At 46.0% G+C, this 26,925-nt stretch carries 25 protein-coding genes, 1 tRNA gene and 1 rRNA gene; 20 read left to right on the top strand and 7 right to left on the bottom strand.

The window, feature by feature from the left end; genetic code table 11:
* Positions 1-46: 46 nt before the first annotated feature.
* The 3 genes from rrf to ACN083_RS08550 all read left to right on the top strand — a co-directional run bounded on the left by rrf (position 47) and on the right by ACN083_RS08550 (position 1,517).
* Positions 47-163: ribosomal RNA gene (gene rrf, locus ACN083_RS08560) — 5S ribosomal RNA — on the top strand.
* Between the two features lie 198 nt (positions 164-361).
* Entirely contained in the window at positions 362-1,249 is an 888-nt protein-coding gene (locus tag ACN083_RS08555; protein WP_419102426.1) for a DsbA family protein, read from the top strand.
* Between the two features lie 191 nt (positions 1,250-1,440).
* Positions 1,441-1,517: transfer RNA gene (locus ACN083_RS08550), tRNA-Thr, on the top strand.
* Positions 1,518-1,648: 131 nt separating this feature from the next.
* Here ACN083_RS08550 and ACN083_RS08545 read toward each other — a convergent pair.
* Complete coding sequence (locus tag ACN083_RS08545) at positions 1,649-3,280, bottom strand: ABC-F family ATP-binding cassette domain-containing protein (protein ID WP_419102425.1); 1,632 nt, start codon at positions 3,278-3,280, stop codon at positions 1,649-1,651.
* Positions 3,281-3,725: 445 nt separating this feature from the next.
* On the opposite strand from ACN083_RS08545, the gene ACN083_RS08540 reads away from it, so the two are divergent.
* The 11 genes from ACN083_RS08540 (at position 3,726) to ACN083_RS08490 (ending at position 13,088) form a co-directional block, all read left to right on the top strand.
* Complete coding sequence (locus tag ACN083_RS08540) at positions 3,726-4,073, top strand: hypothetical protein (protein ID WP_419102424.1); 348 nt, start codon at positions 3,726-3,728, stop codon at positions 4,071-4,073.
* A 475-nt stretch (positions 4,074-4,548) separates the two neighbouring features.
* Positions 4,549-5,610 (top strand): zinc-dependent alcohol dehydrogenase family protein, encoded by a 1,062-nt coding sequence (locus tag ACN083_RS08535; RefSeq protein WP_419102423.1) that lies wholly within the window; start codon positions 4,549-4,551, stop codon positions 5,608-5,610.
* 615 nt (positions 5,611-6,225) lie between these two features.
* A complete protein-coding gene (gene rpmB, locus ACN083_RS08530; RefSeq protein ID WP_419102422.1) occupies positions 6,226-6,462 on the top strand; it encodes a 50S ribosomal protein L28 in 237 nt (78 codons plus the stop codon).
* 2 nt (positions 6,463-6,464) lie between these two features.
* Positions 6,465-6,635, top strand: coding sequence for a 50S ribosomal protein L33 (gene rpmG / locus ACN083_RS08525; protein ID WP_145175751.1), 171 nt, complete (start codon positions 6,465-6,467; stop codon positions 6,633-6,635).
* A 3-nt stretch (positions 6,636-6,638) separates the two neighbouring features.
* Positions 6,639-6,944: a 30S ribosomal protein S14 gene (rpsN, locus tag ACN083_RS08520; protein WP_419102421.1), complete on the top strand. Its 306-nt coding sequence runs from the start codon at positions 6,639-6,641 to the stop codon at positions 6,942-6,944.
* Positions 6,945-7,015: 71 nt separating this feature from the next.
* Positions 7,016-7,303, top strand: coding sequence for an HU family DNA-binding protein (locus ACN083_RS08515; protein WP_419102420.1), 288 nt, complete (start codon positions 7,016-7,018; stop codon positions 7,301-7,303).
* Positions 7,304-7,461: 158 nt separating this feature from the next.
* Positions 7,462-8,100 (top strand): hypothetical protein, encoded by a 639-nt coding sequence (locus ACN083_RS08510; RefSeq protein WP_419102419.1) that lies wholly within the window; start codon positions 7,462-7,464, stop codon positions 8,098-8,100.
* A 23-nt stretch (positions 8,101-8,123) separates the two neighbouring features.
* Positions 8,124-8,705: a copper resistance CopC family protein gene (locus ACN083_RS08505; protein WP_419102418.1), complete on the top strand. Its 582-nt coding sequence runs from the start codon at positions 8,124-8,126 to the stop codon at positions 8,703-8,705.
* A gap of 65 nt (positions 8,706-8,770) precedes the next feature.
* On the top strand, positions 8,771-9,490 hold the full coding sequence (locus ACN083_RS08500; RefSeq protein ID WP_419102417.1) for a copper chaperone PCu(A)C: 720 nt from the start codon (positions 8,771-8,773) through the stop codon (positions 9,488-9,490).
* Positions 9,491-9,549: 59 nt separating this feature from the next.
* Positions 9,550-10,860 carry a Dyp-type peroxidase gene (locus tag ACN083_RS08495; RefSeq protein ID WP_419102416.1) on the top strand — a complete coding sequence of 437 codons (1,311 nt, stop codon included), beginning with the start codon at positions 9,550-9,552 and terminating at the stop codon, positions 10,858-10,860.
* 41 nt (positions 10,861-10,901) lie between these two features.
* Complete coding sequence (locus tag ACN083_RS08490; RefSeq protein ID WP_419102415.1) at positions 10,902-13,088, top strand: cytochrome c oxidase assembly protein; 2,187 nt, start codon at positions 10,902-10,904, stop codon at positions 13,086-13,088.
* Positions 13,089-13,091: 3 nt separating this feature from the next.
* Here ACN083_RS08490 and ACN083_RS08485 read toward each other — a convergent pair whose 3' ends face one another.
* Positions 13,092-14,492, bottom strand: coding sequence for an amino acid permease (locus ACN083_RS08485; RefSeq protein ID WP_419102414.1), 1,401 nt, complete (start codon positions 14,490-14,492; stop codon positions 13,092-13,094).
* A gap of 293 nt (positions 14,493-14,785) precedes the next feature.
* On the opposite strand from ACN083_RS08485, the gene ACN083_RS08480 reads away from it, so the two are divergent.
* Entirely contained in the window at positions 14,786-16,711 is a 1,926-nt protein-coding gene (locus ACN083_RS08480) for an NHL domain-containing thioredoxin family protein (protein WP_419102413.1), read from the top strand.
* A 64-nt stretch (positions 16,712-16,775) separates the two neighbouring features.
* On the opposite strand, the gene ACN083_RS08475 is transcribed toward ACN083_RS08480, so the two are convergent.
* Positions 16,776-17,762: a hypothetical protein gene (locus tag ACN083_RS08475; protein ID WP_419102412.1), complete on the bottom strand. Its 987-nt coding sequence runs from the start codon at positions 17,760-17,762 to the stop codon at positions 16,776-16,778.
* 97 nt (positions 17,763-17,859) lie between these two features.
* Between ACN083_RS08475 and ACN083_RS08470 the strand changes: the two genes are divergently transcribed.
* Complete coding sequence (locus ACN083_RS08470) at positions 17,860-18,555, top strand: hypothetical protein (protein WP_419102411.1); 696 nt, start codon at positions 17,860-17,862, stop codon at positions 18,553-18,555.
* A 72-nt stretch (positions 18,556-18,627) separates the two neighbouring features.
* On the opposite strand, the gene ACN083_RS08465 is transcribed toward ACN083_RS08470, so the two are convergent.
* Positions 18,628-19,257, bottom strand: a complete 630-nt coding sequence (locus ACN083_RS08465) for a class I SAM-dependent methyltransferase (protein WP_419102410.1) — start codon at positions 19,255-19,257, stop codon at positions 18,628-18,630.
* 68 nt (positions 19,258-19,325) lie between these two features.
* Positions 19,326-20,417 (bottom strand): MauE/DoxX family redox-associated membrane protein, encoded by a 1,092-nt coding sequence (locus ACN083_RS08460; RefSeq protein ID WP_419102409.1) that lies wholly within the window; start codon positions 20,415-20,417, stop codon positions 19,326-19,328.
* A gap of 288 nt (positions 20,418-20,705) precedes the next feature.
* On the opposite strand from ACN083_RS08460, the gene ACN083_RS08455 reads away from it, so the two are divergent.
* On the top strand, positions 20,706-22,127 hold the full coding sequence (locus tag ACN083_RS08455) for an FTR1 family iron permease (protein ID WP_419102408.1): 1,422 nt from the start codon (positions 20,706-20,708) through the stop codon (positions 22,125-22,127).
* Positions 22,128-22,247: 120 nt separating this feature from the next.
* Positions 22,248-23,090, top strand: coding sequence for an iron transporter (locus tag ACN083_RS08450; RefSeq protein ID WP_419102407.1), 843 nt, complete (start codon positions 22,248-22,250; stop codon positions 23,088-23,090).
* 77 nt (positions 23,091-23,167) lie between these two features.
* Here ACN083_RS08450 and ACN083_RS08445 read toward each other — a convergent pair whose 3' ends face one another.
* A complete protein-coding gene (locus tag ACN083_RS08445; RefSeq protein ID WP_419102406.1) occupies positions 23,168-23,935 on the bottom strand; it encodes a trypsin-like serine protease in 768 nt (255 codons plus the stop codon).
* A 475-nt stretch (positions 23,936-24,410) separates the two neighbouring features.
* Here ACN083_RS08445 and ACN083_RS08440 point away from each other — a divergent pair, with 475 nt between their 5' ends.
* A complete protein-coding gene (locus ACN083_RS08440) occupies positions 24,411-25,064 on the top strand; it encodes a DUF6318 family protein (protein ID WP_419102405.1) in 654 nt (217 codons plus the stop codon).
* Between the two features lie 37 nt (positions 25,065-25,101).
* Positions 25,102-26,004 carry a hypothetical protein gene (locus ACN083_RS08435; protein WP_419102404.1) on the top strand — a complete coding sequence of 301 codons (903 nt, stop codon included), beginning with the start codon at positions 25,102-25,104 and terminating at the stop codon, positions 26,002-26,004.
* 68 nt (positions 26,005-26,072) lie between these two features.
* On the opposite strand, the gene ACN083_RS08430 is transcribed toward ACN083_RS08435, so the two are convergent.
* Positions 26,073-26,741, bottom strand: coding sequence for an ATP-binding cassette domain-containing protein (locus tag ACN083_RS08430; RefSeq protein WP_419102403.1), 669 nt, complete (start codon positions 26,739-26,741; stop codon positions 26,073-26,075).
* Positions 26,742-26,925: the final 184 nt, after the last annotated feature.

Genomic DNA, 26,925 nt, shown 5'->3' with positions numbered 1-26,925 from the left:
TAACCTCCAAGTGAGGTTTCAGGCAACGTAAACTTTGTTGTAAGTTTACGGTGGCTATAGCAAGAGGGAAACGCCCGGTTCCATCCCGAACCCGGAAGCTAAGACTCTTTGCGCCGATGGTACTGCACTGGGGACGGTGTGGGAGAGTAGGTCGCCGCCGGTTTTTATCGGGATATTGAGGGGCTTTCACAATTATGTGAAAGCCCCTCTTTTTTATTTAATAACAAGTCATGAATTTTACGATTTGGTACTCCTGTGGAAAGAATGACAGTTTTCTATAAAAGCCTCTATAACGTTTATTCTTGGGAGATAACTCAGCTAGGCTATTATCCGTAAAATACTATGAAAGAGAGTATCTCTAGTGTCTAAAGAAGATTCTAAAAACTCTGTTGATCCACGCGAACGTGCTCGCCAGATTGCTGCTAAGCAAGCAAAGCTTGGTGCGCGCTCTAATAAACGTTGGATGCAAGCAACCATCGCTTTGGTTGTTGTTGCGATCATCGCTATTGTGGCAACAATCTTTATCACAACGAAGAAAAACACCATTGAGGATGCAGGGCCTGTACCAGAATCAGCTAATAAATATGGTGGTATTGTTCTGACTGCTGACGGTATTGAGAAAGGGGCTTCTGATGAGCCTACACGCGATATCAAGAGCCTTTATAGTGCAACAGCATCGCATCAAGCGACAGAAGGGGCAAAAGAAACTCCTCTGCCTCTAGGAGTGCAGACTCCTGAGGAAGCTGCACACAACGGGAAACCTGTACGTGTAACGATCTTCCAAGATTATAACTGTGTTCACTGCGCTGAGTTTGAAAAAGCTTATGGTGATGAAATAGAAAAACTGGTTAAAGAGGGAAAGATTACTCTTGAAATTCGTAATCTAACTTTCCTTGATGGGGAGTATGCTGGTCAGTATTCTGCTCGTACAGCTGCTGCGGCTTATGCTGTTGCAAATCAGGTTTCACCAGAGAAATTCTTGGAATATCAGAAAGAGATTTTCTCGCATCAGGGTAAAGTCATGAAGAATGCTGAGATTATTGATATCGCTAAAAAATATGGTGCTGATATCAAGGACGATATGGATAACAATAAATGGCGTTCTCTTGTGAATGTTGTGACACCTGAGTCTTCTAATAACGGTGTTTCTGGTACTCCTACGGTTTATGCTGACGGACAACAGTACACTTCTAATGACTTCACAACATGGATTAACGGCATTATTGAAGCTAAACAGAAGTCTGAGTAGTCTCAATAATCTTCTAAGACGTTATAGACGTTATAGACGTTTGTAGAGTTTTTGGAAAGCGTTTCGCTCATGGGCCTTTTAGGCATGTGAGCGAAACGCTTTTTTGTGATGTGTTTCCTGTCTTTTAGGTCTTGCTGAAGATGCATATTATCTAAAGTTCAGGTACACTAGTTGAGTGCCTTAGCGCATATGCCTCCTTAGCTCAGCTGGCCAGAGCACCTGTCTTGTAAACAGGGGGTCACCGGTTCGAATCCGGTAGGGGGCTCCACTTATGAGTGCAAACGGTAATACGTTGTTCTAGGAATAAAATTATCTGGGCACTTGTTTTTTCAAAATTTTTGAGAAAACAAGTGCCCATTTTTTATGTACCCGGTTCACTGGTATGGCATAGGATAAGTTTCAGCCCCTGAAGCTACTTCTGTCTTTAAGATGAATTTGTCGTCCGTGCCAGTGGTTGATAAGCCAACGATCGTGACTTGCGATAATGAGTGTTCCCTTCCACATTCTCAGAGCCTTTTCGAGTGCTTGCATGGTGTCTAAATCAAGGTAGTTAGTCGGTTCATCCATTATCAGTATTGAGGGATTCTGCGCTAGTACGATAGCGAGTTGAGCACGTCGTTGATTTCCCGCAGATAAGTCTGGAATGGGCGTGGCCCACATAGAAGGGTGCAGAATTCCTTGACCTAGCTCACCGACACCCTGTTGCCAAAGTCTATTGTTAAATCCGGTATCTCCTTCACTCGGGAGGTTTTGGGGAACAATGCCAATCGAATCATCACGTGAAACTGAGCCGTTTGTTTCTGCTCCTATGGGTGGGTTTCCTGTTGCAATCCAGTTAAGTAACGTGCTTTTACCGGTGCCGTTTCTTCCGGTGATAAGGAGGTGTTCTCCCGCCGATAAATCCATGTCTATTGGTAGAAGTCGGTTAACAATGGATGCCTGCCTAACGGAAACAACAATCCCCGAGCTTGGCTGACCTTGGTATGGAGGGAACTGTAACTTGTAGCTACGAGGTTTGTGGACTTCTTCCTCTTTTAGACGGTTCAACCGAACTTCGTCGCTTCTCCTGCGATTAGATGATGTTGCTGAAGCCCTATCAGCAAAAAACTTTTTAGCTACCCCGGTTGCAGTATTGAGGCGAGTTCCACCGCGAGCAATTTTCATACTTTCGTGACGGTGCTCTTGAAGTTTGCGTTTTTGGGACTGCTGAGACGAATGGATTTGTGCATGTTTTTCTTGAGCAGTTTTCTTCGCGGTGAGGTAATCCGAATAGTTCCCTCGACTGCGGAAAAGACCGCTGGAATTATTTTCTCCCCGTGCTTTAGCTAACTCGCTCCATACTGCAATGTCAGTGTCATAAATGATGGTTGCTGTCTCTTCGATAAAAGCCCGATCATGACTTGATACAAGTACAGGACCATCCCACTGACGAATGGTATCTGAGAGGAAGCTAACTGCGTCTGCATCTAAATGGTTCGTTGGCTCATCGAGAATAAGGGCGTTGGGACGAAGGACGAGTAACGCCGCTAACCGTAATCGAGCGAGTTGCCCAGGAGAGAGCGTATTGAGGCTACGTTCCATTAGGGATGCACCGACTATGTTTAATCCAAGACCAGTGAGAGTCTCTGCTAGCCGAGAGTCTAATGACCATACATCTCGTGCAGTCATTTCAGCAAGAACATGGTCGTATTCGGTTTCTAATGTACTGTCACCTTCAGATAACGAAGCCAATATCTGATTAAAACGTGCCGATAAATCTCTGACGGGTGCAAATGCGGTATCAAAGTAGTCGTTGACTTGACCTACGAAATGATTGGGGTCAGGCACAAAATGTTGTGATGGGGTGGGGACTACCTGCCCTGAAGTAAGTGATAATTCTCCAGAAGCGACTTTAAGTAGTGTTGTCTTTCCGCTGCCATTGGGGCCAATAATAAATGCTCGTTCGCTTTCAGCAACGTGAAGATTTACGCGATTAAGTATTTGGCGAGATCCGTAAGAAAATGAGACGGTGTTAAGAGTAATAGAGGGCATAGTAATCTCCGTGACGTAGAAAAATTGAGGTTACGTCTCAGCGGGGCTGAGTGGAAATTACATCTTCATTTCTATTATGCACTCCTTGAAAAATGATGCTACAAGTAGGCATCGAACGTATGCCATTATAGGTGGAACTCGCATTGAATACCACCCCAATGAAGTACTCAGAGATTATCTATGATAGTTATGTTTGGGCAGTTCACCTCAATCTTTGTTGTGTTAAATAGCTTTGATGTGCACCTCAAGTATTTATTGAAAAAATAAGATGAATAATCCTTGTGTATTTTCTTGTGTACATCCTTGGTAATGTGGTTCTACCTGGTTCTACCTGGTTCTGAGGGCTATATGAAAATATCTATGCTTATCGGTGCTCGATCGATAAAAATGGTATGTGTATGGTTATTCCGACGAATAGGCTGATATAAGGGGAGGAGAAAATACAATGTTCACGACAACAGGCGGTAATAAAGCTTTGACCGTTGTTTTACTGGTTGTGCTGATGCTTTGGTCTACGTATTTGGCGAGTTTTCATGCTCCTCATTCTATTTTTGCTGTTGTTTCTTTTGTCCTTCTACTGATGTTCTACCTCTACTGGGTCTTGAGAGAGCGAATCTTTCTGACGGTTATGAGTCTTCTGCCTCTTTACTGTATAACCGGAATGTCGATGTTATTCAGGTGTGTTGGAGAGAATAATAGTGTTCTGATTCTCCTCGCAGATATTCTGGCTATTGTTGCGCTTGTATCGATGTCTTTGCTTCTGTATAAGAAGTCTTCTACTCGCAATCCATAACTTTGGGTGCTGTTTTTTGGTTAGAATCAACACTCGTGAAGTGCCTAGATAGTTTAATCTTGGGGTGATTTTCTGCTGTTGAGCTTTTGCCGGAAAGCTCATATTTTGTACTAATGTCATGACTTTAATACTTTTTAATAAAGGTTATTTTTACCTCTTATAAATGCAAGATTTAGGGACTTATTTACCTTAAGTTTTTATGCGACACACCAAGGTTTTCTTGTATGTTTCTATGAAACAGCTTGAGTTAAGGTATAAAAATTTTTTTATGGATTTTTATTTTTGCATAAAAAGTTTTCCCATGTGAAACTATTGTTTTTATGGCTTGGTGACAATATGTAACTTAGTAGGAAAAAAGTAAGTACGAGTTAGTATTGTGTGGCGTAACACAGAGGGCTATCCTTATGTGTAGATGGAAAACGCCCGAGTACCATCACGGGCAACACACTAGACATTTATTGGAGGAGTAGACCTTATGAAGGCACTCGTTTACCACGGTCCCGGCAAGCGTAACTGGGAAGAAGTACCAAACCCCACCATCTTGGAGCCAACCGACGTTATTGCTCGTGTTGACACCACTACTATTTGCGGTACCGACCTCCACATTCTTAAAGGCGATGTTCCTGAAGTTGAAGAGGGTCGTATTCTTGGACACGAAGCTATTGGTACCATTACCGAGGTTGGCGAAGCTGTAACCGACCTTAAAGTTGGCGACCGCATCATCATTCCTGCTGTTACTAACTGTGGTAAGTGCTCCTACTGTAAGGCAAATCAGCCAGCACACTGCCAGACTGTTGGTGGCGTTGGCTGGATTTTTGGTTACATGATTGACGGTACTCAGGCTGAGTACGTTCGTGTTCCTTACGCAGAAACTTCTGTGCACCTCGTACCTGAGGGTCTAGACGACGAAGACGTTCTCTTCCTTACTGACGCTCTACCTACCGGTTTCGAGATTGGTATTCTCAACGGTAACACCAAGCCTGGTGACACTGTTGCAGTTATCGGTGCAGGCCCCGTCGGTCTCGGCGCAATTATGACCGCAAACCTCTGTGGTGCAGGTCGTGTCATCACCGTTGACATGGACGAGAACCGTATGGATAAAGCTCTCGAGCTCGGTGCAACCGATAAGGTTAACGCATCTGATCCTGACGCAATTGAAAAGATTAAGGCTCTCTCTAACGATGGCCTTGGTGTGGACGTTGCAATTGAGGCAGTTGGTATCCCTGCAACCTTCCAGACTTGCATGGACATCGTTCGCCCCTTCGGTTCTATCGCAAACGCTGGTGTTCACGGTAAGCCTGTGGAGCTTCCTATCAATAAGATGTGGATTTCTAACGTCTCCATCAATATGGGTCTCGTAAGTTGCAACACTGTTGGTAACCTGTTGAACATGGTGAAGTCAGGTCGTCTCAACGCACGCGCAATGGCAACCCACCACTTCACCTTCGATGAATTCGAAGAAGCATACGAGCTCTTTGCAAACGCTGCTAAGCACGACGCTGTAAAGGTTGTTATCTCCCGTGAGAAGAAAGCATAACTAGCTTCTTGCGTTCTACGCTGAAACCTTTAACGGTTGGATAAAAAGGTGTGTTGCCTCAATCTTTTTGGGGTAACACACCTTTTTTGTGTGCAGGAACAATGTGCATGAAAAAATTAAGCCGTTAATCTCACACTGTAAATTTCATGCATGTAATTTATCGGGCTTGAGTGCTGTTTTGAGAGGTAGAAATAATGGATAAAATAATCTTAAAACAGTTTTGACAAGCAAAAATGTAAAGTTGTGGTAGACTTATGTATGGCTTGAAGGCGCACTTGCTGTCATTTTTTGAGGCTCAAGTACTCCGATGAAGCGCTGAGTTTCTAGGAATCTTGCACTCTTAAAGGCGGTTTTAGGTTGCATAAAAGCCAGTATTTACATAGTATTTAAGGCTGTCGCATTGGTGGCAACACCTCTCGACACCTTGAACTATTCACCGTTATTCCGCGGCGGGGATTTAGCTTGTTTTCTCACCCAAGCTGAGTCTCATACACTCCAGCCCGGCGAATAACCCGGTGCTCTACCTTGGTGACGGGACGCTCATACAACTTGCACTTGTGCTAAGTATGTACCGCCTGCGCACCGTCATTACGTCAACAAATGGAGGAGAAAACTATGGCAGCAAACTGCCAGGTGACCGGAGCTGTTCCCGGCTTTGGACACAGCATTTCCCACTCGCATCGTCGCAACAAGCGTCGTTTCGATCCGAACATTCAGAAGAAGCGTTACTGGGTGCCTTCACTGCGCCGCAACGTAACCCTCAACGTGTCCGCTAAGGGCATCAAAGTTATTGATGCTCGTGGTATTGATGCTGTTGTTGCAGAAATGATTGCACGCGGGGAGAAGATTTAATTATGGCTTCAAAGACCAAGGACGTACGTCCTATTATCAAGCTTAAGTCCACTGCGGGTACCGGATACACCTACGTAACCCGCAAAAACCGTCGTAACAACCCCGACCGTATGACCCTTAAGAAATACGATCCCGTTGTTCGTAAGCACGTAGAATTCCGAGAGGAGCGATAAGACATGGCTAAGAAGTCCAAAATCGCTCGTAACGAACAGCGCAAAGAAATCGTTGCACGTTACGCAGAAAAGCGCCTAGCGCTCAAAAAGACCCTAGTCGACGAAAACGCTACTCCAGAAGAGCGCGAAGCTGCTCGTCTCGGATTGCAGAAGCTTCCTCGTAACGCTTCTCCAGTACGTGTTCGTAACCGTGACCAGATTGACGGTCGCCCCCGTGGCACTTTCCAAAAATTTGGCATTTCTCGCGTCCGTTTCCGTGAAATGGCACACCGCGGCGAATTGCCCGGTATCACCAAGTCAAGCTGGTAAGGTTTGGCTAGTAACGATTTAGCTACTGAAGCTAATCGCTAGATAAACATAAAGTCTCAGGAGGGGCAACTATGGCTAAGAACCGCAGCGAACTCGTCGCAGAGGTTGCAGAGAAAGCTGGCACCAGCCAGGCAGCTGTAAACGGTGTGCTAGACGCACTATTCCAGGTATTTGAGAAATCTGTCGCCAAAGGCGAAAAGATTACCATTCCTGGTTGGATGGCTATTGAGCGCACTGACCGCGCTGCACGCACCGGTCGCAACCCACAGACCGGGGAAACTATTCAGATTCCTGCTGGTCATGGTGTTAAGCTGACCGCTGGTTCCAAGCTGAAGGCAGCAGTCTCCAACAAGAAATAAAAACTTGTCAAAGACTTACAAAAGAGGTTGTTTCATCGAAAGATGAAGCAACCTCTTCTGTATATCTACGGTGTATAGATGTTTCAGTAACCTCAAGAGGACGAAACCTCAGATACACTAGAAAAAGTATTGGATACACAGGAGAGGAGCCACAACGGATGACGCACACATCCCTCGACCGCTCGTCTTCTGAACGTACTGAACAACTACTGCGTGCATGGTGTACCGCACTAACCTCCACCTCAGTAGGAGCCCTTGCCCACGGTATTGCAGGAGGCGGTCTGCCTCACCCCATTATCTGGCTTCTCTGCACCGCACTGACAGCATTAGCCTGTTTGCCGTTTAGTACGTATCGCATATCAAAATATCTCTTAGCCGGAGCAATACTCCTTGGACAAGGATTATTGCATCTCATGCTTGCATATAGCGGGACGTCACTGACCGATACACACAACCATCATCATGGAGCTCAACGGCTCAACTTTAGCTTGCATTTAGAGACTACTACTCGCCACGCGCATCATGGGAATATGCCGCTGATGGTGCTTTTTCACATCGGTGCGGCAGCAATAACTTTTGGCATGTTCTGCTATGGACAAGAAACGATTCGTCGTTGTCTCAACGCCCTAAGCCTTCGCCTGACAGAACTGTTCTGGACTCCACCGGTACACATTCACCTTCCCCGAACATACCGTGTGCCAATCTACTTTTTTGAGCAGACGCTCCATACCCTGCTACTTCTTCTTACACAGCCTCGACGAGGCCCACCTCTATTGCGTTGTTCTTTCCATAACTAAACAACACAATAGAAGGAATATATATGAAGACAGCACCATCTCGTGCACTCCATAAAACACTAATCTCTGCTCTATACGCACTATTAGTGTTAGGTTTGAGCGCCTTAGCCATAACTCCAGCTCAAGCCCATGACCAACTTATTTCTACGGTTCCTGCCGATGGAGAAACCCTTAACCAGCTACCTGACAAAATCACCCTCAAATATAGTGGGAATATTTTAGATGTCGATGGAGCTAACCAAGTACGAGTAACAACCTCGACGGGGGAATCTATCGCTAGCGAATCTCCAGAAATTTCAGGAAAAGATGTCTCGACGACACTTTTAGGAGACAAAAAAGCTAACGAAACATACACCGTTACGTGGCGAGTAGTTTCTGAAGATGGACATCCCATTCAAGGAAAATATGAGTTCGTCGTCGGTGAAGGTGCACCGAAAACATCGGCTACAGAGGCAACAGCAACTCACGAAGCTTCAACCGAAAAACAGGATGCGCCAGAAACCTCTTTGATCGAGAAAAATAAAGGCATTACCTTTTCTCTCGCAACATTAGCGACGGTAGCCGCCGTTATCGTTCTCCTTCTTAAGAAGCGACGTTCTTCTTAACTCATCTTCTCTATCGTCCAAACGTTCCTAAAAGCGTTTTATTATATTTTTTTTGAGGAATACTCATGTTTAAGATTTCTACACCCAAAACTACTGTCCTATTGAGCTCTGTCGCTATTGGTGCGCTTGTCCTTACGGGCTGCGGAGCACAAGATACCTCAAACCATCATTCTCAAAGCTCGGCTACTCCCACATCTTCTGCAGATGCTAGCAGTACTGCTACGACACCTACAGAAACTACAACGAATGCCTCTGCGCAAAATAGTGCACTGGTCTTTTCTGATACTTGGGTTAAAGCTACAAAAGGTGGTATGACCGCGTTCTTCGGGAAAGCAAAAAACACGACGGATAAACCCATCACCATTGTTTCTGCGACGAGCTCTATCTCTGATGATACGCAACTGCATACTACAGAGAAGGACCCCGCTACCGGCTCAACGATGATGAAACAAGTGACAAGTTTTACCATCAACCCCGGAGAAGATTTTGTCTTTGAACCAGGCGGAAACCACATTATGGCAGTGGGAATGAAATGTTCCCTACCTGCAGGACTTCGTGCAAATGTCACCCTCAAAACCGAAGACGGTCAAGAGTTCGGTTTTGAAGCAGTCGCTCGCGACTACTCTGGAGCAAAAGAAGAGTATGCTCCTAGCAAGGAACATACTCCCGCAGAAGGTGAACACTCCCACGAACACGGAGACTCCCACGAAGGAATGCACCATATGGACGGCATGTCTGAGGATGGAGATAACTCCCAGGGAATGCTGCCACAATGTGCACAATAATATCCACTACATCTAAGACGATGACAGCGTCTTAGAAAACCTCCACCTTGAGGAAACCGATGAGTGATTCTGAGCAGACCCCCGCACACATTTCTGACAAAGAAACAAGACCAGCACCAACACGTAGACACCTCGTCGCAGGTGCCCTTGGCGCAGGTATAGGAGCTCTTGCAACAGAAACAATCCATAGGATGTCCCCCGAAACCCACCAAGAAACAACAAAAGAACAAAAAGTTGCACCTCTTCAGGAATCGAGAACATCCTTTTACGGGGCACGGCAAGCTGGAATAGACACACCAGCACCAGCAATTGGGCATTTTATCGCTATCGACTTAAACGACGACACCGACACCCAACAGCTAAGCCGTCTGCTCAGAATCCTCACCGATGACGCCGCGCAACTAACTCAAGGACACGCCCCAATCGTTGACCAAGAACCAGAACTCGCAGAAACTCCAGCGTCACTAACCATCACTTTTGGATTCGGCGAAAAAATCTTCGAGATAGCAAACCCCCGCCAAAAACCACCATGGCTCAAACCACTACCACCCTTCGCGCAAATCGACCAGCTACAAGAACGCTGGAGTGACGGCGACCTCCTCATTCAAATCTGCGCCGACGACAGAATGACCGTCGCCCACGCGCAACGAATGCTACTCAAAGACACCCGAACTTTTGGAACTATCCGATGGGTACAAGAAGGATTCCGCCATGCGTACGGATCCCAAAAACCCGGGCAGACCATGCGAAACCTCTTTGGGCAAGTCGACGGAACCGTCAACCCCACAACATCAGATAACAGCATGGAACAAGTCGTATGGGGAAAACACCCTAAGACCCCCGCATGGGAAGAGAACGGAACCTCTATCGTCATCCGACGTATCCATATGAACCTAGACACCTGGGACGAAGCAGACAGAATTGCACGTGAAGACGCCGTTGGCAGAAAGCTAAGCAACGGAGCACCTCTTACCGGAGAAAAAGAACACGACATACCCGACCTCTCGGCAACAGACCACCTCGGATTTAACGTCATCGCACCCTACGCACACATACGTAGAGCAAGCCCACAAGAACCCCAAGAACGTATCCTCCGACGAGGATACAACTACGACCTTCCTGTAACAGACGCATCAGGCTTTTCACGACATGGAGAAACTACCGGAGGCATCTCCCAAAGCGGACTAATCTTCGCCTCATACCAGAGTGACCCCACACAACAATTCGTTCCCATCCAAGAACGCCTAGCACAACTCGACATGCTGAACACCTGGACGGTACCCATCGGATCAGCAGTATTTGCGATTCCCGCCGGATGCCAAGAAAATGGATTTATCGGAGAAAACCTCTTCAAACCCTCCCAGCCATAACAAACCCACACATCACACCACAACACAGGAACAACCAGCACATGGCGCAGCGACGACTTACGCAACAAAAAACACCTCAAGAGAAGACCCCACACCTTATCAAGGCACTCTCTTACGGGGGAATAAACCGCCAATGGATTTGGTCTTTTCCCATATCAGCGCTGCTACTACTTATCCTGTCATTACTTGTCACCGGCGAAAGCAACGCAACTGCTCTTGTCGATGCTGGAGCCTTTGTTCGTTGGGGACTACCTATCGTTGAAGTACTTCACAACTTCGCCATGATGGCAACAATGGGCGCTCTTATCTTTGCTATAGGCATCATCCCACGATTTACAGACTCCACTCTGAACGTAAAGACCTACCGAAAAAACTCCACCCAATGTCAAAAACAAAGAGCAGAATACCCTCCCTTCACTTCACTGCTTAACTTCGCCTCAGCACTATCAGTCACTTGGACACTCACCGCTATAGCAGTGCTAGTGCTTACCTACTCCGACATCTCAGGAAGACCACTAACCTCTGCAAGCTCTTACGCATCAGAACTCATCAGCTATATCACCGATATTGACGCAGGAAAAGAACAAGCTACAACAGTCATTGTTGCAGCCACTGTCTCAACGCTCATCTTCGCAGTACGTTCACTACTAGGATTACTTATCACCTGGGGTATTTCACTAATAGCCATTGTCGATATGGCATTAGGCGGACACTCTTCTGGAGGTGCAGACCATATGGGAGCAGTCAATTCCCTCGGACTCCACCTTTTAGGAGCCATCAGCTGGTGCGGAGGGTTAATTGCGCTCGCCTACATCTCCCAGCAAATTAGCACACCAGAAGCGGGCACCGGCACCACTGTAGAACAAGACCGAGGTACTAATACTACTCTGAACCGTCGTGCGCCAATGGCAATTGTGGTCCTCAGAAGGTACTCTGCAGTAGCGCTCTTCGGCTTTATTCTTATTCTTCTATCGGGAATTATTAACGCTGCTGTGCGTATGAATAATATTTCTGAACTATTCACCACGGCCTATGGCAATATAATTCTCACAAAATTTATTCTGACCATGATGCTAGGTGTCATAGGCGCAGCCCACCGACTTTACCTCATACCTGCTATGTCTCGGGGGAAGATTCGCCCCCTTATCGGTATCTGGCGTGCAATTATTGCTGAAATTATAATTATGGGTGGAGCTAGCGGACTAGCCGTATCACTCTCTCGAACAGCCCCACCCGTTCCAGAAACTCTTGCAACAGACGCCCCACCTGTACGCATTATCACCTGGTACGACATGCCACCAGAACCCTCTCTCACTCACTGGGTTACACAATGGCGCTTTGACTGGTTATGGGTATTCCTCATCTGCTGTGCAGGATACTTTTACCTATGGGCCTACTATCGTGTCAAAAAAGCTGGTGGAACATGGCCAATCATGCGAACCGTCTCATGGATAGCTGGACTCTTCGCACTGAACTACATCACATCCGGTGCCCTAGCCATTTATGGGCGAGTACTCTTCTCCGCACACATGGTAGAACACATGTCGCTGACTATGATTGTTCCCATTTTTCTCGTCCTTGGAGCACCTATCACACTCCTCTTGAAGGCTTTAGAACCGCGTCAAGATGGAACACGAGGCCCACGAGAATGGATTTTGAGGATTATTCACTCTCGATGGTCCAAAATCGTTACAAATCCCATTTTTGCAGCCGTAAACTTCGCCGGATCTATCGTCATCGTCTACTTCACACCATTACTCAATTTCGTGCTCTCCTACCACGTAGGTCACGAGTTGATGATTATCCATTTCTTAATGACCGGATACATTTTCTCTCTCGTGCTTATCGGCATCGACCCCATCCCGTATCGTCCTGCCTACCCCATGCGTCTCATCCTCCTCATCGCAACGTTGGGATACCACGCATTTGTTGGTATTGCCATGATGAATATGGAAACACTACTTGCCGCATCCTGGTTCGGAAACCTCGGAAGAGAATGGGGACTATCCGCCATCGACGACCAAAAACTTGGCGGATCCCTCATGTGGGGGATAGGCGAACTACCCACCATGCTCATCGCTGTAGCCGTCGGCATTCAATGGGCAGCATCCGATAAAAAAGTTGCCAAACGACTAGACCGGCAAGCCGAACGAGACGGCGACGCAGACCTCAAAGCCTACAACGAAATGCTTGAAAAACTCAACGAAGAAAGCTCGACAATAAAATAACAACTAACGAGATATACGAACAGAACGAAACCACCCAAAGAACACCACCACAACTGCCACACCAGTAGAAATAAGAACCTCATAACGGTGCTCTACACTCACACCCATAAACAGTAAAAGAGCAACTAACACAACAATAAGCGCCCAATTAAGATACGGAAAAGCCCACATCTTAAGCACATCCGCACGAGTCGTCACATCAACACCCTCTGCCAAAAGAATACGGCGAGAACGAAGATGAGACACCGCAATAAAAAGCCACACAAAAATACCAGTAGCACCGGTCGTATTCACCAAAAAACTAAAAACAGCGTCCGGCATAAAATAATTCAAAAGAACCGACGCAACACCCACACACGAAGAAAAAATAACCGCAACCCACGGGCTACCCACCGAAGAAATCCCACCAAAAAACCTCGGAGCATCACCGCGCGAAGCCATAGCAAACAGCATGCGAGAAGAACTATATAACGATGCATTCAAACACGATATAAGCGCCGTAAGAACCACAATGTTCATTGCAACCGCAGCATACGGAACACCAAAACTCTCAAAAACCGTCACAAAAGGTGAAACACCCGAGACAATAGACGTCCACGGAACCACACACAACGTCACAGCAATAGCACCAATATAAAAAATAAGAATACGCAACAACACAGCACGTACAGCCTTCACCACAGACTCTCGCGGATGTGTTGATTCACCAGCTGCAATAGTAACAATCTCAGCTCCAAACATTGAAAAAATGACGGCAAGAAGCGCACTAAACACAGCACCCACACCATGCGGGAAAAACCCACCATGACCAACCAACTGAAAAAGGCCCGCAGAAGAATGAGGGATAACACCTACAAGCGCCAACACACCCAACACAATCAACAGACCTAAAGCAAACACCTTAACCGAAGAAAACCAAAACTCAGATTCCCCATAAACCCGAACCGACACGAGATTTAAAAGCGTCAAAGCAAGAACAAGAACACCGGCAACCGCCCACTGCTCAAAAGCCGGAAACCACCCAGAAATAATTGTGGCAGCAGCCGTCGCCTCAATAGCAACCGTAACAGCCCAAAACCACCAATATAACCAACCCACGGTAAAACCCGCCCAAGCCCCAATAAAACGATGAGCATACGCAGAAAAAGAACCAGTCTGCGGAGACGCTGAAGACAACTCACCTAACATGCGCATCACCAGAGTCAAAATAACACCAGCGAAAACATAAGAAAGAATCACAGCAGGACCAGCAACCGTAATAGCAGTAGAAGACGCCACCAAAAGACCCGCACCAATAGCCCCGCCTAGAGCAATCATCGAAAGATGACGAGGACTCAACGACTTCGTCAACGAACGTTCAGAAGAAGAAACCAACCCAACAGAACCATCAGATACTGACGACATAGAACTCTCACAATCAGGAGACATAGCCAAACTGCTACTTTCTGCTAAAACGCAAACAACAACACAAGCCCATACACAACCATCAGGAAAGTGTTTTTACCGCTACATAGACTACTCCGACAAGGGGTAATAACAAAATAAAAGAGAACATCACATATATGACACAACATCACAAAATATGACAATCTATAACAAGCACTACCTCAAGAAAAGAAATACTTTCAGACAAAAATGCGTCCTAAGATAGTGTAAACACACCAATGAATCCATATCGATACGAAAGACTACCTCTAATGAACAATACAATACGCTCACACAAGGTACGCGCTAGCGAATTAACCGGACGCGGATGGCTCAACACCGGAGGCAAAGACATCAACCTACAAAGCCTCCGCGGGAAAATTGTCATTCTCGATTTCTGGACACTGTGTTGTATCAACTGCCTCCACGTCCTCGACGAGCTACGCCCCCTTGAAGAACAATACGGCGACGTCCTCGTCACTATCGGCGTGCACTCCCCAAAATTTGAACACGAAGCAGATCCTAAAGCCCTCGAAGCAGCTATCGACCGATACGACATCACACACCCCGTCCTCGACGACCCAGAACTAAGCACCTGGCAATCCTATACCGCACGAGCCTGGCCCACACTCGTCGTTATTGACCCCGAAGGATACATCGTGGCGCACCTCTCCGGGGAAGGACACGTTCAAGGGCTCACCTCACTCGTCGAAGAACTCATCCAAGAACACAAAGAATCCGGTACTTTACGCTACGGCGACAGCCCCTACGTCCCACGTCCCAAACCACAAGGTACCCTAGCCTTCCCCGGAAAAGCTATCGAACTACCCGCCGAATATTCCGAAGAAAACACCACCACCTACCTTGTTACCGACAGTGCACGCCACCGACTCGTACAACTCAACCCCGACCTCGAAACCGCGCAACGCACCATCGGAACAACACAACGAGGCTGGAAAGACGGAAACAGCGATGAAGCACTCTTCAACGAGCCACAAGGTCTATGCCTCGTACCTGAAGAACTCCGCGAAACACTCGGATACGACATCCTCATCGCAGACACCGTCAACCACCGTATCCGTGCCCTCAACTGGAAAACCCAACGCATCACAACCATCGCGGGCAACGGTGTACAACGCCTCATCGACGGAGAAAAAGCACGCTCAAAAGACCACAACCACATCCCAGAAAACCTCAACCCAACCGACGTTGCACTCTCCTCACCCTGGGACATCACGTGGTCACACCAAGCACAAGAATTCATCATCGCCATGGCTGGAACACAACAACTCTTCAGCTACAACCCACACACCAATAGAATCCGTGTATTCGCCGGAACAGGAGCTGAAGGACTCAAAGACGGAACAGCACAAGAAAGCTGGTTCGCTCAACCCTCCGGGCTGACAGAAGACCATCAAGGTAACATCTGGGTTGCAGACTCAGAAACCTCCGCACTTCGTCTCATCCGCTTTGAAAACAACACCCCACACATAGAAACAGCCATAGGCGTTGGACTTTTCGACTTCGGATACGTTGACGGACACAGCACCACATCACGACTACAGCACCCCCTCGGGCTCACCGCCCTACCTGACGGATCAATAGCCATCGCTGACACCTACAATGGTGCCATCCGTCGATACCAACCCGAAACACAAGAAGTAACAACGCTCATCCGCGACCTAGACGAACCCTCAGACGTCCTCATAGAACATACAGACACCGGCGCTCGCCTGATCGTAGTAGAAGCTAACGCACACCAACTCATCCGCATCAATATCCCTGAAAATACACAAAAAATTGATGAAGGATCATCACAAACAGCACGCCCAGCGACCTCCCTCAAAGGGGAGAGCCTGCAACTGGTAGCCCGTTTTAGTGCGCCAACGGGACAAAAACTTGATTACCGTTGGGGAGACCCCACCCAATTACAGGTATCTTCGACGCCTGAAGAATTCATCCTCTCAGGAGCCGGAACGTCCCAAGGGCTACAACGTTCGTTAATCCTCAACCCACAAATTAGTAATGCGGTACTACATATTACTGCTCGAGCTGCTGCTTGTGATGGGGAAGAAGGACAAGAAATTCCTGAACACGCAGCTTGTCACCTCTACCAACAAGACTGGGGTATTCCCGTAGTTGTCGATGGTGAAGGAGAAGAAACACTCACCCTCGACTTACGAGGTATAAACTCCTAAGAAAAAGGTTTTAGGCACATCAATACAACGATGTGCCTAAAACCTTTTTTCATAAAATGTAGACCTAAAAACGAGGACGAACAAATACCTCATGATCGGAGACTTCTAAATCAGCAGAAAAAGTAAAAGGAACATCCTCCTTCACTTTGTTCTGTTGACCTGTGTAAAGGTCAAGTTCGGTAAATGATATTTGAGCTACCCCTGAAGATGAAGGCAATACCCACTGTCCCTCATCATTAATAACGGCCTTAGTCGTAGGGTATTTCTTAATAGTCCATGAGACATTTCCTTGAACACGTCCCGTAAAATCATATTCAAAAGGGCAATTTGCGGGAAATAGAGAATTCTTTGATGCGCATTCATTCAAATCTGCTGACACTTGCGACGTAATAGAATTCTGGGCGTTCTCACTCGGTACAAGACGTAAAACTACTGTTGTTTCATGAGGATCGTTCCCCTTGATAAGAACTTTTTGCTGTTCAGCCGAATACAGGGATGACTCATAAGTTACTGAAAAAATACCAGGGTAAAGAACCGCGAAATTCTGAGATGCTGAATCAATACCCACCTTCACCCCATTAATACTTGCACTGTGCACTGCTGGTGCTTGCAATTTAATGGTAGGAAGAGTTTGAGGGTCGATATGCCATTGGTCAAAGACGCCCCAATGAGAGCCCACCTTTGTGAGATGAAAACTACTGCGATATGTTGAGCCATCAACAACGTACTCGACATCTACCTGTGCTTTAGAACCCCCATCAGTAATAGCACTACCAATAATTGAAAAATTTTTAATCTCTGATACAGAATTTTTTAATGCTTTCCCATCTAGTAAGGTTCCATCAGCATCAGGAATGTGAGCATCGAGAATACCCAAGGCATGGTCTCCTTTGCCACGTTCAAGAGCCTGAAAATACTGATGTACTTGCCCTTCTGGTGCGTACACTAACCGGTTAATAAGGGTCAAAGAAATCAATGCCAGAGCTATTGCACAGAACATTCCAATAACCCAAAAAGCTAAGATACGATCAACAGAAGAACGAAAACGCATACCACTAATGTAGCCCAGAAAATCAGTGTGAGAGAACTCAGCAAAGAACACAGAAAAAGAAGCGCCTGTGTAGAGAAGAAACTAATAAGATGAACCTATGGCAGAACATATCCATCAGGTCCCTGAAAAATACGGCGAAATTCTTGCAACTTACCATCCGCGTATCAGTTCATACCATCGCCGTCTGATAGCAGCAGTTCCTCCATCACTTGTCATTATTGCTATCGGTCTACTACTTGCGCGTCGGCGCCTTGCCCTGCCTTACACCGTTATTCTTGTGTTTGTTGTCTTAGCCGCAGCGCTGTCCGTGTACTCATTTCTGAAACCAACTATTGCAGTGCGCACGAAAACACATTTTCTGATGGGGCGAACCTTCGGGTGGAGAACCATTGAGCTCAACGAAATTCACCAAACAATTTTTGCTGAACGTCTCATCGGAAAAAAATCGGTGCACAAAGCCCAAAAAGGTCTTAAAAGTTTAGGGCACCGTGGAGTACCAGCACTCTGGGCTACTAACGCACAGAAAAAAAGAATCTTCCGCATGGACGGAAGAATCTGGGACAAAAAAACGATGAAAAAGATTAGTGGCGATATCTCACCGCAAACCGTGATGTACCCGAACATCAACGTTTTGCAGATGAATAAACAACATCCCGGTCTTGTGAGCTTTAACGAATTACACCCCCAGTGGCGTTCCACCTTAGCCATTATCGTGTATTTATTGCTGCTGTCTCTCGTCGTTTCTGCAAACTTTCTGCCCACAGAAGTTCTTGAAGAGATACATCTTCTCTAAAAGAAACGAAGACTTACCCCATAAAAATGATGGTGGTGTTTTCCTCTCTAACGGAAACACCACCATCATCTTTTAAGTTGAAGGAACAGCTAGTACTGCGACGAGAAACGAAGCATCAGACGTATAAGGATATAAATCCCATGTGGAGAAACGCTGAGAAATTTCTAGTCCTGCTTCTTGAACATCGGAGAAAAAATCTTCAAAAGAATAGCCACGGCCAGCACCAAAACCGATAATAGCTCGACCTGACGTACCCAGAACGGTAGCGAATCCGCGAAGTACCTGAACACGTGTGGACGGTGCAAGAAAAGTCATCACATTTCCGGCGCAGACAATCATGTCAAAAGGTTGAGGTGCTTCAATATCTTGCTGAGAATAACCTAACACTTCAGCTGTATCCGCCAAATCTGCGGTAATCCACTGCGCTTCAGGGCATACCCGTTGGGCCTCAGCTATTAATTCAGAATCAATATCAATACCAATAACCTGATGGCCTTGCTTCTGTAAATAAGAACCGATACGTCCGGGACCAGCACCAGCATCTAAAATACGAGAACCGCGAGCACACATCGCATCAATCAGACGGGCCTCACCTAAAATATCAGCGCCTTGCTCTTGCATCGTCTTAAAACGTTGAATATACCACTGAGAATGACCAGGATTTTGCTCTTTCTTAATCTGCCACAACGACTTATCACGCATGATATTGACCTAACCTATATATAAAGAATGCCGGTACGTACAACGTTACCGGCATTCTTTAAAACTGTCTAAGAATCTTTTTCTGCGACAGATTCCAAAACATCATCTGTTGCAGACACAGCCTCATCTTCTTCGGTAGGTTCAGTAAGCTGAGCAATGATATCTGCAAAGAACTGTTCAATATCTTGTTGCCCGCGAACAGGCCCACCTGCGACAAGACCATCAGCACCCAACGCAACCGCCATCGGAGAACCCCAACCAAAAGCTGGCTGGAACTGGTGCTGCGGATCAACCAACGGCTCAAAAGTATCTGAAAGGCCCAGATAAGGAATCAAATCATGCTCCGAGACAATAGGATGAATCTTCACTAATGGAAGAAGCTGCTCTTGCCAGCCGTCTATTTGCTCTAATAGACCTTGGCACGGGCCACAACCGGGAGACACCCACAACAAAATACGTGCCTGTGAAGAAGCAAATTCTCGTACGTTAACCTGGAAACCATCACTATTTTCTAATGTTCCAAAAGGAATAGGCAAACGAATGTACTCAGCTTCAACACCGTCATACTCTTGAAGATAGCTCTCAAGAGCAGAAGGATCTTCGAGAGAATCAGATCTCCCTACCGTAGGCGATGCAGGAACAGTTTCAGAACGATAAATAAACCACAGTGTTGACGACAAAACTACAGCTGAGAAAATCCATAGCCAGCCTTCGCTGTTCAGAGAGAAAAACTGAACCAACGCAGAATTACCGGTTTGGACAGCACCAACCAAAGCTCCCATCGCCGCACCAAAAAGTGCAGTATTTCGGCCAAGCGTAAATACGGAGATAGGTGCTTGCGAGCTAGAACCAAAACACTGACACGAAGCAGTATTTCCTGTGACTACCGCACGAGCGATAACAACCCAATACACCGCAAAAAGAATAACTGCGACAAAGGCCCCCAAAGCCCCGATAGGCCCAGGAACTACAAGAATCCACGCCGCAAGAAATAACTCAACCCAAGGAAGAGTCTTTGCGATGAATTTTAAAGGAAGCCAACTATCTAACTTGAGATTGACTAGAGCAGTTGCGGTACTTTGGGGCTCTTTTGCCTTAGCAATACCACTAATAACAAGAACGGCAACAACCGTTAACGAACAAAGAACAAGGGGAGTCACGGATATTTCCCTAAAGATAGAGCGAATGAAGAAAACTAACTGTCTTTAAGACTAACCGCACATGTCTGAATAACCCTAGAAATACGACAAAAAACCTGAGCAAACCTAGAAAACAAGAGAGAATAAAGCTAAAAAATAAGCCCCTTTGAGGTAGAAGCTACTCAACATATAGGAGCAATAAAAAATTTTCAGAACCAAAAAATCTTGACAATTAGGTTAGACTAATCTTAGTATCCTTGAATACCGACTAGGGTTTTGCCCCAGAAACCCAGACTAGGGAATAACACATTGACAGCTTCGCTTCGCGAAAATACATCTAAAAATATTCTGATAAGAGCAATAGCAGTACTCTTTGCCACTCTCATCCTCTTATCATCATCGCCTACACAACTTCTTGCAGCACCGACACAGAACAGCTCAACACGCAATAGTGCAACAGAGCAAACTCTGCCAATCTGTGAAAAAGGTGCGACCAACCCAGACGGAACACAACGCAACCACCAAGACTACGCGTTGTGCATGGCAGCAGAAATTAACCAAGCCATCGCCGCCTACAAAAACAAGGATTACAACAAAACCTTAGATGATATCGGCGAAGCATACTTTGGGTGGTATGAAAATTCGCTAGAGCCAGCCTCCATGACGCTATCGGGAAACCGAAAAGTCAAAATGGAAGGCCGCTTCACTCGCGTAAAACTAGCTATCAAAGCTGACCCCGGAAACCCCGACGTTATTCAACAACTAGAAATCATCAAAACCGCGGTGGCACGAGATGCTATGGTGCTTGACGGAGTCGCACCAGCAGATTCTTCTGAATCCATCGGCAACAAACTACTTGAAGCGCAACACGTAGAAAAAGCAGATCCAACCGTACAACGATGGGTAGACTTCAGCACCGCAATGACCTTATTGCTACGTGAGGGGCTCGAAGCACTCCTCGTCGTTGTTGCGATTGTGCTCTACCTCGTCAAAAGTGGCAATAAAAACCTCGTCAAATACGTGTACTTCGGTGTCGCTGCAGCTATCGCTCTATCCTTCCTGCTCGCCTGGGGACTTTCTGAACTGCTCGGTGGAGCAGGACAAGCATCAGAACTACTCGAAGGCATCACCATGTTCCTCGCGGTAGGTATGCTCTTCTACGTTTCCAACTGGATGCTCTCAAAATCCTCCGGAAAAAACTGGTCACAATACATCAACGGAATGGTTAAAACCTCCGTATCAGCAGGAGCAGCAAAAGCTCTCGTCTTTGCAGCCTTCCTCGCCGTCATCCGAGAAGGGGCAGAACTCGTCTTGTTCTACACCGCATCCTTCTCCGGCGGAAAAAGCGACCCTCTCTGGATAGCTTTGGGGTTCGTGGCTGGTGTTGCACTCCTCGCAATCATCTTCCTTATCTTCCGCTTTGGAGGAGCAAAACTACCAGTACGCCCCATCTTTATGGGAACTTCCATCATGCTCTTTATTATGTGTATCTCCTTCGTTGGAAAAGGTGTACAAGAACTTAAAGAAGCAAACGTCATCCTTGGAAGCACTAACCTACCGTGGATGGAATACTACATTCCAGAACTAGGAATATACCCCCAAGCAGAAACACTGCTACCACAAATTATTCTCTTCGTTGCTAGCGTGTGGATTATCTTGTCCCATACCCTACGAGAGCGCCGTGAACGCCGCGAAGCAGAACAAGAACAACAGTCCTTAGCCAAAAGCTAAAGACCACACAAAAACTTCACCCATTGAGGTGTAAAAAGAGGAAAACCCTCGACACAATAAATATCCTCACCATACAGGTACGGATATTCATTGCGACATAAATATCTAAGGAGAAACTCCATGGAACTAGGTAAGAAGACCCTCGTTACCTTGGCATCACTTGCTATCGCGACGACCGCGCTAGCAGGCTGCACCAAGAACGAAGAATCAAAAACTGCAGATGAAGCAAAAGCAACCGCCAGCGTCAGTGCAGAAGCTAAAGCTAGTGACGAAGCAGCTGCACCTGAAGAAGAAGCAGAAGGCGCAGTAGCAGCCAACAAACGTCCCGACGAATGTGGATTGCAGGAACAAGCCGGACCAGAAGCTGACTTTGGACCTTTCATCGGTGCAATCCACTTCTTCCAGCCAGGTCAAATGTTCGACAACCCCAAGTCAACCATGAAAATGCTTGACTACAAAGACTCACAAATGCACCTTGAGTTCGATCTCAAAGCAACAGAGTTCGCAACCAACTGGGGATACTCCGTCGACGAAACCCCTGCTGACCTACACCTCATGTACAAACTCGATAACAGTGAAGGCAAAACTGTTGCAAGCGGCATGATGATGGAAATGAACGCAATCGATGGTTCACACTACGGCACCAACCTGCCAAAGGACTCCATCACCGAACCTGGCGACTACACCCTCACTGTCACCATCTACGCACCCAACAACTACGACCTACATCAGGACTACATCACTGGTGTACCTGCACGCGGCTGGTTCAAACCACTCACCGCTGTGATGCCATGGAAGATTACTCAGGAAAACCTCGACATCGTCAAGAAAAATACTGTGGAGAACTTCATGGAACCATCTGACGCATGTAAAGACTACCCCGTCAAGATGTTCGAAGATCCAGCAGCTCAAAAAGCAATGGAAAAAGCAGAATCTGAAACTGCTGTTCCTATGAACATGTAAGCTAACCAATAGCTAACAGACGGGGCGCCCTCAAGAAAAGTCTTGAGGGCGCCCCACCCGTTTAATATCAGAAATTATTAAATACCAGTAGTGCGGTGAATCCAATTACGCTCAGGAGCAGAAATAGACATAAATGAATTAGACTTTGACTTAGGCCAATAAGCGACAGTCACACCAGAAAGCACTCCGTTGCACACAAGAGACCCTCCAGAATCACCTGTTACGAGGAAGCCACCGCGGTCGTTATAACCACGAAGCTGCGCTGAATTAGAGTTCTTAATAGAAGTACTCGCATAACGAATCTTCATCTTCAAACCTCGCTGACGCTGAGCATAAGAACTCTCAGAATCAATGTTGTCCTCCCACAAGCCGTAACCATACGCCGTGCAACGAGCATTTTTAAGATCTTCTGCGGTACCACCGTCACGCAAACGATAAGTTGCCACACGAGCCTGAGCTAAACCTGGTACATGCACCAACGCCATATCCTTATTTTCATCTGGATGGGTGACGATTCTGTCGATACCAGAATTTGGGCCGGTGTATTGATCCTCTGGAAGGTTCCAGTTAATACGAGGATTTCCCCAAACAACACGACTTGACCATGTGTTGACACCAATATCATCCACACAATGTTTTGCGGTGAGCACCCATCCATCACCAATATGGCTACCACTACATAATAAGTCTGGTGCTTTATAGCCGTAAGCCCATAGCCGAACAGTTGCACTTTGATTAGAATTGAACCCTCCAACTACTGCATGAGCAGGTGCTGCTACTGGTGCCACGAGAACAGCACTCAGTGCAGCTGCCGCAAGGAAACGTAATTTCTTGAACCTAGCCATAACATATTCCTATCTTCTTCATTGACACGCATAGTGCGGTCTTCCCCTCGACGTTGAGGCGTAACCTAAACCGCAAATAATTGTGATACGCACAACCAAATATGCGTTGTCGTTGATAGTGAACATCATAAAACGCCAGAACAAAAAACTCTGTCCCCATAAGGGTATACATTATTCACTAATGGTACTTTTAGTGCGCTAAACCGCGAATATAATGACGAAGAAAAAAGTTCTGCGCTGTCACTGACCTGTCATATATCCACAGATAGCCATAACCTTCTTTCCAATACACTCTTCTCATTGTAGGTTTAATGAAAAATTAAGTTTGTCTTTGAACTTAGACTACTAACTCCCTTATGAAACAGGTGCTCTTATGTCGTTTAAAAGCTGGTTGCTTCGTTCTAGCGTAGTGCTATGTATCAGTTCCCTACTATGCGGATGCTCTGCTCAAGAACCGGTATCTGAAAAAGATAAGATGAACTCGCCTTCAGCTTCCATGACGGCAAGTGTTAGCGCGTCAGCTTCTTCGTCAGCTGGTACTTCATCTACGTCAGAATCCGAAAATGCTTCTACATCACCTGATGATGTTAACGAGTCTGGTCTGACAGCAGAGGAACAAAAGAAAGTTGATGCTGGTGAGTATGTTGCGGCTTCTGTAAAGCATCGTGCGTTTAACGTGCCGAAGCCTGTTTTTCCTGAGGCTGCTCGTGAAGAGACTTTAGAAGGTGCTGAGGCTTTTATTCGGTATTGGGTTGATTTGCGTAATTATGCTTCGAGTACGGGGGATGTGGATGATATTTCTCGTATTACTGCGCCGGATAATGATTATGAGCAGGATTTTTATCGGGACCTGAAAAAGGGGTATTTAGAGGGTGCTTGGCTTGTTGACTTTGTTATGAAAGTTGATTTTGAGGATAACGATTTTGTTTTGGGCGAAGACGGGACTTATCGTTTTCTAATTCGACCATCTTTTAGCGATTCGTATAACTGTACTGGTAGTAGTAGGTGTGAGCCTGAAACTGGGGATTTATTTAAAGGACGACCAGGCTCTGTCGCTTTATATTATGACCAGAATCAATGGACCTTTGTTGCATTGTTAGGGGTTGAAGGAATTGATTACAACGAATAAAAGGTTATTGATAGTTATATTATCTGTACTGTCTATTTTGTGTACAAGTAGTATTTCTTATGCCTTAGATACCAAGATAGATACTAAACGATATAAAGAATTTATTGAGTTAAAAATATCAAGCCGTATACCTGAATCTTCTCGCCGAAAGGCTCATCCTCAAGCTCCGCCGAATGCGTATATCACTGCTACCGGTATTCCCATTATCGTTAATTCGTCGGGTGGGCAGAGTGCGATTTCATATGCTGGTCCGCAGATAGAGTATCGTCTTGTTCGCTATTGTGATGGTAAGAAACGTTGTGTGCCTCCTCGTTGCGGGCTTTTTGCTGATGATGTTGCGCATCGGGTTCAATCTTCTTCTGGCAATGGTTGGTCAGATACTGGTAAAACATGGTGCCCGTCTCGTGGTTCTCGCCCAGCAGGAGGCGCACCAGACCCATCTGGTGCTGATAATACCGAAGCCGAGTTGGACTCTGACGTCATTGAATTTCCGGTGTTTTCTGGTGAAGATTTTGAACGATTAGTTCTTGACGCGCCCGAGATTGTTGTTGAACCGGGCGCTGATACTTTGGTGAACTACCATACAAACTTTATGGTCAAAGCCAACCCTCAAGATTTTGATGTGGAGGTTCTTGGGTTTCCTATAAAAGTTCGTGCCGTGCCCGTGGGTTATGTATTTGATTATGGTGATGGTACATCCTCGGGTATGCTTAGCTCACCTGGGAAAGTTTTAGGTGATGGAGTATGGGATGAGCAAACACCAACAAGTCATCAGTATTCTTCTACCGGTAATGTGCAGGTGAATGTTTCTGTTGTGTATTCGGGGGAGTACTCCGTGGGAGACGGTGGGGTATGGCTACCTGTTTCTGGTGTGAACGTTGTACAAGGCTCCGCCGATGTCGCTATATGGTCTGTGCGTTCTGACCTCGTAGACCGATAAAGCTTGATGACAAGAAGTCGTATTTCACCTCTCTTTTTCTAGTAAAGAAAAAAGTGAAAGTTAGAACGTTAGTATTCCTTTCTTTCTAGCTGGATGACACGATCATGCTGTTGAGCAAAAATATTATCGTGAGTTACTGTTATGATTGAGGCCCCAAAATCATGAGTTGCGCCAAATAATAAATCGATAATCTTTGATTTATTCTTGTCATCTAGTGAAGCAGTGGGTTCATCAGCCAAAATAACCTGTGGGCTCATAATAATCGCTCTAGCGAAAGCTGCCCGAGCTCTTTCACCTCCGGAACATTCAAGAGGTTTTTTCGTGAGGATATTGGATATTCCAAGTGCTCCGGTAATATCTTCAAATCTTTGCTGTTCTTTTTGCCCTCGGCTTTGAAAATATATGAGTGGAAGTTTTATATTATCCTCAACACTTAAAGAAGTAATGAGAGCTGATTCTTGTAAAGCAAATCCAATATTTTTATTTCTTAACTTTGCTAACTCTCTATCAGAAAGTTTTTGCGTAGATTTCCCGAATAGTGTATAAGTGCCAGAGTATGAGGTGTCGATAAGGCCCAATATGTTGAGTAACGTGCTTTTCCCTGAGCCGGACTCTCCAACAACAGCAACTTTTTCTCCTTGCTCAACAGCTAGGGAAAAATTTTGAAGAAGAGTTATTTTTTGGCTTTTAGCACAATAAACTTTCTCATCCAGATATAAATCTAATATATTGTTCATTCTATAACTCCTATGGAAATAGGGATTTTCTGTATTTTCCACATGGTAATATTTGTGACTATTATTATCAGTAAAATATTAAAAATAAATGCTGAAAGTATCCCAATCCAATCCATCGTGAGTAAACCTAAAAATCCGTACGTAACAAGATAAGATTTTTTACCTATCCAAAAATCGTATCTTA

This window comes from Rothia sp. CCM 9418 (genome assembly GCF_048512825.1).
Lineage (GTDB): Bacteria > Actinomycetota > Actinomycetes > Actinomycetales > Micrococcaceae > Rothia.
The sequence above is the reverse complement of the archived record's forward strand: the minus strand, read 5'-3'. Positions and strand labels throughout refer to the sequence as shown.